General features: G+C 67.5%; 12 protein-coding genes and 1 tRNA gene. 7 read left to right on the forward strand and 6 right to left on the reverse strand.

What is annotated here, in order from left to right:
- The first annotated feature begins 82 nt into the window (after positions 1-82).
- Complete coding sequence (locus G9373_RS35375) at positions 83-340, forward strand: hypothetical protein (RefSeq protein ID WP_005568283.1); 258 nt, start codon at positions 83-85, stop codon at positions 338-340.
- On the opposite strand, the gene G9373_RS35380 is transcribed toward G9373_RS35375, so the two are convergent.
- Entirely contained in the window at positions 308-1,156 is an 849-nt protein-coding gene (locus tag G9373_RS35380) for an alpha/beta fold hydrolase (RefSeq protein ID WP_039952831.1), read from the reverse strand. The two genes, G9373_RS35375 and G9373_RS35380, sit on opposite strands and share 33 nt — an antisense overlap.
- Entirely contained in the window at positions 1,153-2,940 is a 1,788-nt protein-coding gene (locus G9373_RS35385; protein ID WP_167119595.1) for an amidohydrolase family protein, read from the reverse strand. Before G9373_RS35385 ends, G9373_RS35380 begins: the two co-directional genes overlap by 4 nt.
- Before the next feature lie 99 nt (positions 2,941-3,039).
- Here G9373_RS35385 and G9373_RS35390 point away from each other — a divergent pair, with 99 nt between their 5' ends.
- Together G9373_RS35390 and G9373_RS35395 are read left to right on the forward strand one after the other, a co-directional pair.
- Positions 3,040-3,648, forward strand: coding sequence for a TetR/AcrR family transcriptional regulator (locus G9373_RS35390; protein ID WP_065491824.1), 609 nt, complete (start codon positions 3,040-3,042; stop codon positions 3,646-3,648).
- A gap of 30 nt (positions 3,649-3,678) precedes the next feature.
- Complete coding sequence (locus tag G9373_RS35395; RefSeq protein WP_007300596.1) at positions 3,679-4,239, forward strand: dihydrofolate reductase family protein; 561 nt, start codon at positions 3,679-3,681, stop codon at positions 4,237-4,239.
- A 41-nt stretch (positions 4,240-4,280) separates the two neighbouring features.
- Here the strand turns inward: G9373_RS35395 and G9373_RS35400 are convergent, their stop codons facing one another.
- Together G9373_RS35400 and G9373_RS35405 are read right to left on the reverse strand one after the other, a co-directional pair.
- Complete coding sequence (locus tag G9373_RS35400) at positions 4,281-4,799, reverse strand: SRPBCC domain-containing protein (protein WP_065491825.1); 519 nt, start codon at positions 4,797-4,799, stop codon at positions 4,281-4,283.
- The gene (locus tag G9373_RS35405; RefSeq protein ID WP_005264609.1) at positions 4,796-5,098 is read right to left on the reverse strand and encodes a metalloregulator ArsR/SmtB family transcription factor; all 303 of its coding nucleotides are present in this window, start codon (positions 5,096-5,098) and stop codon (positions 4,796-4,798) included. The genes G9373_RS35400 and G9373_RS35405 overlap by 4 nt, the downstream gene beginning before the upstream one ends.
- A 196-nt stretch (positions 5,099-5,294) precedes the next feature.
- Between G9373_RS35405 and G9373_RS35410 the strand changes: the two genes are divergently transcribed.
- Together G9373_RS35410 and G9373_RS35415 are read left to right on the forward strand one after the other, a co-directional pair.
- On the forward strand, positions 5,295-6,908 hold the full coding sequence (locus G9373_RS35410; protein WP_007300594.1) for an AMP-binding protein: 1,614 nt from the start codon (positions 5,295-5,297) through the stop codon (positions 6,906-6,908).
- 54 nt (positions 6,909-6,962) lie between these two features.
- The gene (locus tag G9373_RS35415; protein ID WP_005568028.1) at positions 6,963-8,267 is read left to right on the forward strand and encodes an MFS transporter; all 1,305 of its coding nucleotides are present in this window, start codon (positions 6,963-6,965) and stop codon (positions 8,265-8,267) included.
- A 48-nt stretch (positions 8,268-8,315) separates the two neighbouring features.
- Here G9373_RS35415 and G9373_RS35420 read toward each other — a convergent pair.
- A tRNA-Cys gene (locus tag G9373_RS35420) sits at positions 8,316-8,387 on the reverse strand.
- A 93-nt stretch (positions 8,388-8,480) separates the two neighbouring features.
- Between G9373_RS35420 and G9373_RS35425 the strand changes: the two genes are divergently transcribed.
- Both G9373_RS35425 and G9373_RS35430 read left to right on the forward strand, forming a co-directional pair.
- A complete protein-coding gene (locus tag G9373_RS35425; RefSeq protein WP_043790418.1) occupies positions 8,481-9,731 on the forward strand; it encodes a multidrug effflux MFS transporter in 1,251 nt (416 codons plus the stop codon).
- 54 nt (positions 9,732-9,785) lie between these two features.
- Complete coding sequence (locus G9373_RS35430; protein ID WP_005252880.1) at positions 9,786-10,319, forward strand: MarR family transcriptional regulator; 534 nt, start codon at positions 9,786-9,788, stop codon at positions 10,317-10,319.
- 57 nt (positions 10,320-10,376) lie between these two features.
- Here the strand turns inward: G9373_RS35430 and G9373_RS35435 are convergent.
- The coding region (locus G9373_RS35435; protein WP_240960916.1) for an enoyl-CoA hydratase-related protein at positions 10,377-10,762 on the reverse strand (386 nt) is incomplete at its 5' end.

Consider the following 10,762-nt stretch of genomic DNA (forward strand, 5'->3'; position numbering starts at 1 on the left):
CAGCGGACAGCCGATCAGTACCGTCCGACGGTGAGGATCGCCTCGAGGGCTCCGACCGCGCCGATTGAGTGTGGGCGTTGACGTGATCGACGTCCGCGCCGCTCAGTGCCTCACCGAACGCCCGTTCGCCGACTTCGCCACCTCGGCCATCCACACGCTGATCGACGCCGTCGCCGACGCGATGATCCGATGTGGGTTCTCCACTCAGGACGCCCGCGAGAATGCGACGGTCGCGGTGTCCGGGCTGCGGGCCATCCTCCTCGACCGCTTGGTCACCGGCGACGTGGCGCGGACGGACCGATCGGCGTCACGACTGATCGAGCAGGTGGCTGCCGAGTAGTTCGTCGACGCGCTCGGCCGCCTCGTCCGGAATCCAGTGGCTCACACCGCGGAACACCTCGTAGGTGTACGGGCCGTCGACGAAGCGTGAGGTCAGCGCGGGACCGACCGGCCCGATCGCCGAGTCGCCGTCGCTCCACACGAAGAGCGTGGGCACCCGGACCTTCCGGGAGGCCGAACGGGGTGCGGTGAACGGCATGGCCCGATACCAGTTCAGAGCGCCCCGGGCCCGCGTCCGATCGCGCATGGGTTCGAGGTCGCGCTTCGCCCGGTCCGCAGACTGGCCGCTGGCGAGCAGTGCCCGGTAGCCGTAACCGTCCGGGGTGATCAGCCGCTCCGGAATCCACGGCAGCTGGAACGCGAACATGTACCAGGACTTCAGGATCTGGCGACTGGTGAGCATCGCCCGCACGAACGCCGCCGGATGCGGCACCGAGAGCGCAGTGAGCGTGCGAACCCGGTCGGGCCGTTCCGCCGCGATTCCCCAGGCCACCACAGCGCCCCAGTCGTGCCCGACGACATGCGCCGGCCCGAGGCCCGCCTGGTCGATGAGCGCGACGACGTCCGCGACCAGTTCCGAGCCGCGGTACGCCCAGCGGGCGCGGGGCCGGGCCCCGGCCGAATAGCCGCGCTGGTCCGGCGCGAGAGTGCGAAATCCCCGCCGGTGCAGCAACGGTGCCAGTTCGTCCCACGACCGCGAGTCCTGCGGAAATCCGTGCAACAGCACCACCGGCGTGCCGTCGATCGGACCCTCGTCGCGAACGTCGAACACGAGCCCGTCCCGGGTGAACGTGCGGATCCGCTCCATGCCGCTCATCGGACGGCCGTCTCACGCTCGCTGTGGTCTGCGGCCGACGCACCGGCGCGGAGGAACCGTCCCGTCTTGGTGACGCCGAACCCGCCGGTGAACTCCCCGTCGCGATAGACGAGCCTGCCGTTGATCACCGTCGCGACCGCCGCGGCGTCGCTTCGGTTCACCATCCGGCGCAGACCGCCGTACTCGGGGACCTCGGCCTCGAACAATCCGTCCACGGTCGCGTCGAGACCCGCCGGATCGATGACGACGAGGTCGGCGCGGTCCCCTTCGCGCAGGTGGCCGGCATCGATGCCGTACCAGTCGGCCAGCTCGCCCGTCAGCCGGTGGACTGCACGCTCGACGGACAGGAACGGTGTGCGGTCGGATTGCGCGTCCTTGACCTTCTTCAGCAACCGGATCGGATAGTTGTAGAACGCCATGTTGCGCAGGTGCGCACCCGCGTCGCCGAATCCCATCTGCACGCCGGAACTGGCCGCGAGCTTCTTCGCGAACTTGGGACGATGGTTGGCGATGGTGGTCCGCCACCGCAGGTCGGTGCCGTACTTCACGACGAGATCGAGATATGCGTCCACCGGGTGCACGCCACGCAGGTCGCCCACCGCGCCGAACGTCTTACCGATCAGCGCCTCGTCGGGGCACCCGACGATCACCGCGTCGTAGAAATTGCGGTGCCAGATGCGGGGGCTGAACTTGTTGTCGTAATCCTTGCGGAACCGGCGTCGGTAGGACTCGTCCTGCAGCAGGGCGTTTCGTTCCACCTGGTCCTTGAGATGCAGTGCCGCCGCGCCGGCACCGAACTCCTCGAACACCACGAGGTCGATGCCGTCCGCGTAGACGGTGAACGGCACCGGGAGGTGCTGCCACTTGAAGTCGGTCTTGGCGAAGCGGTTGAGCAGCGGCGCCGCGGCGAGCATGAAGTACACGATCGGCGGGTAGGCCTTCGAGTCCGCGGCGGACAGCAGCGACGTCTTGAGGGGCTTGCGTCGCCCCAGACCCGAACTCTCCGCGAAGAATCCCGCGATGTTGGGGTGCAGGTTGATCGTCGGCGCGCTCTGCAGGATCTTGCCGCGGTCGCGCAGGATGCGGTTGAGGAAGCGGAACTCCTTCCACCGCGCATACGTGGACGGCAATGAGCGCGAACGGTATTCGTCGCCGTCGATCTTGTCGAGCGCATTGGTCATCGAGGACAGGCCGAGGAAGCCCGCGTCCACGGCCTCGGTGAGCATCGCGCCCATCCGCTCGAGTTCGCGGGTGCTCGGCTTGGTCCGCTTGTCGGTGCCCCGGCCGAGGCCGAGCACGTGGGTGCGGATGTCGGAGTGCCCGATGAAACCGGCGATATTGGGGCCGAGCGGCAGCGATTCGAGTGCCTCGACGTACTCCGCCGGGCTCTGCCAGATCTTGTTCTCGTCCAGGATCCTGAGCACGGAGTCGTGTGGTACGGCCTCGACCCGGCTGAACAGGTCGGCGCATTCACGCGGCGTCGAGTACACGGTGGACAGGGAGCAGTTTCCGAGGACGACGGTGGTCACGCCGTGTCGCACCGACTCCGGCAGCCCGGGGCTGACGAGCACCTCGGCGTCGTAGTGGGTGTGCACGTCGACGAATCCGGGGACCACCCATTTGCCTGCCGCATCGATGATCTCGGTGTCGGGCCCGACGGGCAGCGGACGGATCGATGCGCGGACGACGACGCCGTCGCGGATGCCGAGATTGCGGCGCCGGGGCGCGGATCCGGTTCCGTCGAACCACAGCCCACCATTGACGACGACATCGAAATCCGACATAGTTGCGCTCCTCACACTCGGTATGTGTTACCCGAGGTTACGTATGCCATTGAGTAAAAGTCAATGGACGCCTCGAGGGTTCGTCAATAGAGTGCAGGGGTGGCCGCCGCACCCCGCTCTCCCGAAGATCGGCGCGCGCAGATCCTCGACGTGGCCGTCCGGCTTCTCGAGACGGTGCCGTTCGACGATCTGTCGATGGACCAGGTGGCGGCCGAGGCGGGCGTCTCCCCGCCCCTGCTGTTCCACTACTTCAAGAACAAGCAGGGTTTTCGCAACGCCGTCCTCGAGGCCTCGGCCTCCGAACTGCAACGCCGGATGACCCCCGACGCGACGCTCCCCGTGTCCGGGCAGCTCCGGGCCGGCGTCGAAACATTCGCGGACGCGGTGATCGAGCACCCGACCATCTACCTGGCGGTCATGCGGATGGCGGGTAGCGGTGACGAGCGGATGCGGCAGATCTACCGCGGCATGCGGCACACCTTCACCCGCTGGATAGGTGTGTCGCTGGCGGAGTTCGGGGTGCCGACGACACCCGCGCTCGAGGCTGCGATCTCGGGCTGGCAGGCGTTCATGGAAGAGGTCGTGCTGTCGTGGCTCGACGAGCCGACCATGGACCGCACGGACATGATCGATCTGTGCGAACGCGCTTTCTATCACCTGCTTCCGGCGGCAGGCGTCGATGTCGATGCACTCGACGTGACACGCTGATCCGGACCAGCAGACACGAGGGGGTTCGCGGTGGGCGAGCTGATCTACTCGACGATCATGTCGCTCGACGGCTACATCGCCGACGAGGACGGCAATTTCGACTGGGCCGCACCCGACGAGGAGGTCCACAGCTTCGTCAACGACCTCGAACGTCCGATCGGCACCTACCTCTACGGGCGCCGGATGTACGAGACGATGACGTATTGGGAATCCGTACCCGACCTCGCGAGAGAGCCTGTCTGTGTGCAGGACTTCGCGGAAATCTGGCGAGCAGCCACCAAGGTCGTCTACTCCACGACACTGGAGGCGGCGTCCAGCGCCAGGACCCGCATCGAGCGGGAATTCGACCCCGACGCCGTCCGGCAACTGAAGGCGAGCGCGGCACGGAACATCAGCATCGGGGGCCCGGGACTCGCCTCCCACGCCTTCGCGGCCGGGTTGGTCGACGCATGCCAGGTGTTCGTCGCACCCGTCGTCGTGGGAGGCGGCACCCGGTCTCTCCCGGAGCGCGTCCGGTGCAGGCTGGAACTGCTGGACGAGCGCCGTTTCGGCAGCGGCTTCGCCTTCCTCCACTACCGCGTCGCGAGCTAGGAATTCGGAATGTTTCGGGTGACCCTAGGGTCTACCGGATGTCATTGACCGGCCCGCTGAGCCGCCAGGAATTGCCGTCCCGGCGTCGGGTCGACGCCGAAGCGCTCGGCGTAGCTCTCGTGAACTTTCTCCCACTGATCCCACGAGCCGTGCGCCTCCGCCTCGGAGAGGTACCCGCCTGCGAGATGCGGCTCGAGCCGCGACAGGTAGGTCTCCCAGCCGGCCGCAGTCTGCGCTGCGATCGCTCGGTCACCGAAGACATGGATGAAGATCAACCGGCAGCCGTCTCCCTCAGCGGTCAGATCGAAGCTGTACTTCTCGCCGCCGAAGGTCCACGCCAGCCGATGGGGTGCATCGACCTCGGTCACCTCGCCGGTCGCGCCGTAGGCCTCGAAGGTCTCCCCCGTCGCCGGTGTCCACTCGGCGGCTGCGGGAAACCAGCGCTCGAGTTCTGCCGGCACGCTGACCGCCCGCCACACGCGCTCGATCGAGTGGGCGAGCGTGCGCTCGAAGCGAAGTGCCGGGCGACCATCGATCGTCTCCAGGGTTCCGTCGGTCATGGGTTCTCCTCCAGGTGTAGTTCGAGGGCGTCGAGGCGCCTCGACCAGAACGCGCGGTACGGCTCCAGCCACTGGTCGACCTCGGCGAGGGGTTCTGGCCGCAGCGCGTACAGACGCTGCTTGCCGTCCACGCGCACCACGACGAGCCCGGCCTCGCGCAGCACCTTGAGGTGCTTGGACACGCCGGGCTGACTGAGCGCGATGTGCTCCACCAGCTCTCCGGCAGGCCGCTCACCATCACGCAGCAAGTCGAGAATCTGTCTGCGGTGCGGCTCGGCCAGGGCGGCGTAGGCGCTCATGCCCTCATATTGCCAGACGGAAATATGAGCCGCAACCGTCGCTGCAGCCGTGACGGAATCAGCAGTCCCACGGGCACCGACTTGACACACCCGGGTGTGACACACAACACTTGCCCACACCGACCGAGCGAGTGATCGGTCGGCCGCTCGAATTCGGACATCCCGTTCGGACCGGAGCCGGAGAAAGGGGACAGCGGTGTCGTCGACGTTCACCAACGACGGAATCCAGGAGCCACCCGTGGCGACCACTCTCGACGCGTGGCGGTCGCGCGTGAAGGCCCATCCCGATCACCCCGCCGTGGCCTATTTCGATGGCACCCTCACCGCGCGCGAGGTCGACGACCTGTCGGATGCCCTCGCCGTCGCGCTGGACGAGTGGGGTGTGGGGCGCGGCGACCGGGTGGGCATCTACCTGCAGAATGTGCCGCAGTACGCCCTCGCCCTGCTGGCACTGTGGAAGGTCGGCGCAGCGGCGCTGGTGCTCAATCCGATGTACCGCGGAAACGAACTCCGCCGCCTCGTCGACGATGCCGAACCGATCGGCATCATCTGCGAAGACGTGAGCGCCGCGGCCACGGCCGAGACCCTGCGCGGCAGCAGCGTGCGATTCTCGATCAGCACCAGTGCCCTCGATTTCCAGACCCGCAACGATCCGCGGGTGTTCGAGTCCACCACGCGCGCCACGCCGGCAGCCGACGGCGACCTCGTCGCACTCCTCGCACGCTTTCGCGGCAGGCGGCCTCCCCTGATCGAACTCGACGGCGACGATCTTGCGCTGCTCACCTACACCTCCGGGACCACCGGCCCGCCGAAGGGCGCGCTCAACTCCCACGCGAACGTGCTGGCCACCGCACTCGACTTCGGTGACTGCGCCGGCGTCGTCGACGGGGACGTCGTGTTCGCTGTCGCGCCCCTGTTCCACATCACCGGTGCCGTGCTCAATGCCGGCGTGGCCCTCGTCCGGGACTGTGTGCTCGTCTTCGCGAACAGGTTCAACGCGGCCGTCGCACTGGAGACGTTCGTGGAACACCGGGTGACCTACACGATCGGCTCGATCACCGTGTTCAACGCACTCTCCGAGGTGCCGGGCGTGAGCGCGGACCACTTCGCCTCGGTCAAGACCCTCTACTCGGGCGGCGCGCCCATCCCGCCAGCGACAGTGGAGAAGTTCGAAGCCGGATTCGGCAAGTACATCCACAACGCGTACGGGATGACCGAGACCACGGCCGGAGTGATCGCGGTGCCGCCCGGCCTGCGGGCGCCGGTCGACCCGTCGAGTGGCTCACTGTCCATCGGTCTCCCGCTGCCCCGGGTGGACATCCGGGCCGTCGACCCGAATGGCGACCCCGTTCCGCCCCACACCGCGGGCGAGCTGGAAATCGCGGGACCGCAGGTTGTTTCGGGCTACTGGCGCAACCCGGACGCCTCCCGCGACACACTGCCCGGCGGACGGCTGCGCACCGGGGACGTCGCGATCATCGACGACGCGGGGTGGGTGTACCTCGTCGACCGGCTCAAAGATCAGATCAACGTCTCCGGCTACAAGGTGTGGCCCCGTGAGGTCGAGGACACCCTCTACGAACACCCGGCCGTGCACGAGGCCGCCGTCGTCGGTCAGCCCGACGACTACCAGGGCGAATCGGTGGTGGCCTACGTCTCGCTCCGCACGGGCGCGACCGCCACCGAGGACGAACTCGTCGCGTTCGCCCGCGACCGTCTCGCCGCGTACAAGCGGCCCCGGCTGGTGCACATCATCACCGACCTCCCGAAGACCCAGACGGGCAAGATCCGTCGCAGCGACCTGCGCTGACGACCCGACCTCTCCGACCTTTCGACTCCGCGACCCCGACGAAAGTGACTGCACGTGAACGTCGACCTCACTCGCCAGGCGCAGCCTGACACCCATTCCGGCCCCACCCTCGCCTCCCGCAAGAAATCGCTCCTCGCCAGCTCCGTCGGCAACGTCCTCGAGTGGTACGAGTGGAGCGCCTACGCGGTGTTCGCCCCGTTCATCGCGGCGGCGATGTTCAGCAACTCGGACCCGGTCTCCGCCCTGCTGTCCACGCTCGCCGTCTTCGCGGTCGGCTTCCTGATGCGCCCGCTCGGCGGGATCATCTTCGGCCGGATCGCCGACAAACGCGGACGCAAATTCGTCCTCGTCACGACCATGCTGATGATGGCCACGGGCAGCCTGATCATCGGAGTGATGCCCACCTACTCGACCATCGGCGCGTGGGCCTCCCTGATCCTGCTCGCGGCGCGCGTCATGCAGGGCTTCGCGCACGGCGGCGAGTCCGCGACCGCGTACTCCTACGTCGGCGAGATCGCGCCTCCGCACCGGCGCGGCATGTGGGGCAGCGTCGCGTTCATCGCGATCTTCGGCGGTTCGGTGCTGGCCTACACGGTCGGCGGCGTCGTCACCTCCTCCCTGTCCGACACCGCGGTCGGTCAATGGGGTTGGCGTATCCCGTTCCTCATCGGCGCGCTTCTGGCACTGTTCGCCCTGTATCTGCGCCGCAGCATGGAAGAGAGCGACGTCTTCGACGCAGCGCAGAACAACGACGATCTGCCGAGCATCCCCCGCCGCGCCGTCGTCCGGGCGATCCTCCTGATGATCGGGATGACCTCGGGCATCACGGCCGCGCACTACACCTGGACGTCGTACATCTCCACGTACGCGATCACGCAGCAGGGCATGAATCCCGACACCGCGTACTGGATGCTGGTGATCGCTCAGCTGATCGCACTGGTCTCGCTGCCGTTCCTCGGGTTGCTCTCCGACAAGATCGGCCGGCGGCCCATGCTGGGCGCCTTCGCGGTTCTGATGTTCGCCCTGCAGTTACCGCTGACGATGATGATCACGTCCGACGGGTGGACCCTGCTCGTCGCCACCACCGCCGCCCTGCTGATCGTCGCGGTCCCCGCGTCGATTCTGTCCTCCACGCTGTCGGAGAGCTTCCCGACGCGACTACGCACCCAGGCGATCGGATTCGCGTACTCGTTCTCCGTCGCGGTGTTCGGTGGCACCGCCCCGTACCTGAACCAGCTTCTCCTCGGACTCGACCTCGGCTGGGTGTTCGGCGTCTACATCATGGTGCTGGCTGTCCTCACCGGCGTCGCGTGCCTGTTCATGAAGGAGACCAAGGGCATTCGCCTCGAAGACGTGTGACCACGCGAAAGAGAACCGGCAGGTGCATCACCTGCCGGTTCTCACCCGAGCGAGTGACGGGATTCGAACCCGTGTGAACGGCTTTGCAGGCCGGTACCTCAACCACTCAGTCACACCCGCATCGATGATTACTGTGCCCGGCCGGTGCCCCGGGCGCGAGGGTTGCGCTCACGGTGATTCTGAAACCGACATGCCGGGGCGGGAACAAACCACGTGCCCTCGTTGCTGTGTTGCTTCGTGACCGATACCGAAGAACGCGCCGCCCCGACCGCCGACCGGACAACCACCCGTCCCAGCCTTCGGGTGATCCTGGTACTCGGCGCGATGGTGGCCCTCGGCCCCTTCACCATCGACATGTACCTGCCTGCGCTTCCGGACATCGGAACCGACCTCGGCGCATCGTCGTCCGCGGTCCAGCTGACCATCACCGGCACTCTGCTCGGCCTCGCGCTGGGGCAGTTGATCGTCGGACCGCTCGCGGACAGCCTCGGGCGCAGGCGTCCCCTCATCGCCGGTATCGGTGTCCACGTGGTCGCGTCCGTCCTCGCTGTCTTCGCGCCGACCGTCGCCGTGCTGGGTGTGCTCCGCGTCTTCCAGGGCATCGGGGCCGCCGCCGCAGCGGTGGTCGCGCTCGCCGTCGTCCGCGACCTGTTCTCGGGGAACACCGTGGCCGTCGTGATGTCGCGGCTGATGCTCGTGCTCGGCGTCGCACCCGTTCTCGCCCCGAGTATCGGCGGGGCGCTCCTCATCGCCGTCGACTGGCGCGGGATCTTCGTCGTCCTCGCCGTGATCGGCACCCTGACGGCGTTGATCGGGGTGTGGGGTCTGACGGAGACGCTGCCGCCGGAGCGGCGGCGCAAGAGCAGTCTGCGCGCCGTGCTGGGCACCTACAAGAGCCTGCTGGGCGACCGCGCGTTCATGGTGCTCGCACTCGTGTCGAGTGTGGCGATGGGATCGTTGTTCTCGTACGTCTCCGGTGCGTCGTTCGTGTTCCAGGACCAGTACGGCCTGGACGAGCAGCAGTTCGCGCTGCTGTTCAGCTCCGGCGCGATCGCTCTGATCGGCGCCTCGCAACTCAACGTCCGCGCCCTCGCACGGTGGTCACCGCTGCAGATCACGGTGTCGGCCCTCGCCTTCGCGACGGTGGCCGGGCTGGCGCTGGTCACCACCGCCCACTTCGAGTTCGGCGGGCTCGTCGGGTTCGTCGTTCCACTGTGGTTCCTCCTCGCCGGCGTCGGCTTCGTCCTGCCCAACGCCCCCGCGCTGGCTCTCGGCCGCCACGGCGAGGCGGCCGGTACCGCTGCCGCGCTGCTCGGCGCCCTGCAGTTCGGTGTCGGCGCGCTGATCGCTCCCCTGGTCGGCGTGCTCGGCAACACCGGCGTCGCTCTCGCGGTCACGATGACGGCGTGCGCGGGACTCGGGTTGGTGGCATTGGCGGCTGCCGCGAAGGCGGAAGCGCACTGACGACACGTTCGGCAGACTTTCGCGGCCCATCACCCGCCATGGGATGATCGACGCATGCCACCACCGTCACCACTTCATCTCGACCCCATCGAAGAGGCCCACCGGCAGTGGACGAAGCACGGCTGGGGTGATGTCGCCGACGGCATGGCCGCGGTGACCTCGGTGATGCGGGCACAGCAGATCATGATGGCCCGGGTGGAAGAGGTGCTCAAGCCGTCGGGGCTCACGTTCGCCCGGTACGAATTGCTGACACTGCTGACGTTCACGCGCACCGGCGCGCTCCCGATGGCGAAGGCCAGCGCGCGCCTTCAGGTTCACCCGACCAGCGTGACGAACGCCGTCGACCGGCTCGAGACGGCGAATCTTGTGCGACGTGTCCCGCATCCGAGCGATCGCCGCGCGACCCTGATCGAAATCACCGACGCGGGAAGGAAACTGGCCGTCGAGTCCACCGAGCGACTCAACGCCCAGGTGTTCTCGAGTCCCGGGGTGTCCGGCGACAAGCTGGAACAACTGGTCACGATCCTCGCCGAACTGCGCCGCGAGGCAGGCGATTTCGACACCGGAGACGCCCCCACCAAGTGGTGAGACGACTGTCGCCCCGCACCGGATCCCGGTGCGGGGCGACAGTCGTTTTCAGGGTTTCTAGCGGTGTTTGAACACGGGCGAACGCTTCTCGACGAACGCTGCCATGCCTTCCTTCTGATCCTCGGTGGCGAACGTCGAATGGAACACCCGACGCTCGAATCGGACGCCCTCGGTGAGGGTGGTCTCGAACGAGCGGTTGACGGCTTCCTTCGCCATCATCGCGACCGGAAGCGACATCTCGGCGATGGTGGTCGCCGTCTGCAGCGCCTCGTCGAGCAGATCAGCGGCGGGCACGATCCGCGACACCAGCCCGGCGCGTTCGGCCTCCTCGGCGTCCATGTTCCGGCCGGTCAGGCACAGTTCCATGGCCTTGGCCTTACCCACCGCGCGGGTCAGCCGCTGCGAACCGCCGATGCCGGGGATGACACCGAGCTTGATTTCCG

It is taken from the genome of Rhodococcus sp. A14 (assembly GCF_011603105.1).
Taxonomy (GTDB): Bacteria; Actinomycetota; Actinomycetes; order Mycobacteriales; family Mycobacteriaceae; genus Rhodococcus_F; species Rhodococcus_F opacus.

Bases quoted from the DNA above. Each gene is read 5' to 3' on its own strand.
- G9373_RS35400 (WP_065491825.1), bottom strand. From the start codon at position 4,799: ATGACCGACGGAACCCTGGAGACGATCGATGGTCGCCCGGCACTTCGC.
- G9373_RS35385 (WP_167119595.1), bottom strand. From the start codon at position 2,940: ATGTCGGATTTCGATGTCGTCGTCAATGGTGGGCTGTGGTTCGACGGA.
- G9373_RS35380 (WP_039952831.1), bottom strand. From the start codon at position 1,156: ATGAGCGGCATGGAGCGGATCCGCACGTTCACCCGGGACGGGCTCGTG.
- G9373_RS35430 (WP_005252880.1), top strand. From the start codon at position 9,786: ATGCCACCACCGTCACCACTTCATCTCGACCCCATCGAAGAGGCCCAC.
- G9373_RS35405 (WP_005264609.1), bottom strand. From the start codon at position 5,098: ATGAGCGCCTACGCCGCCCTGGCCGAGCCGCACCGCAGACAGATTCTC.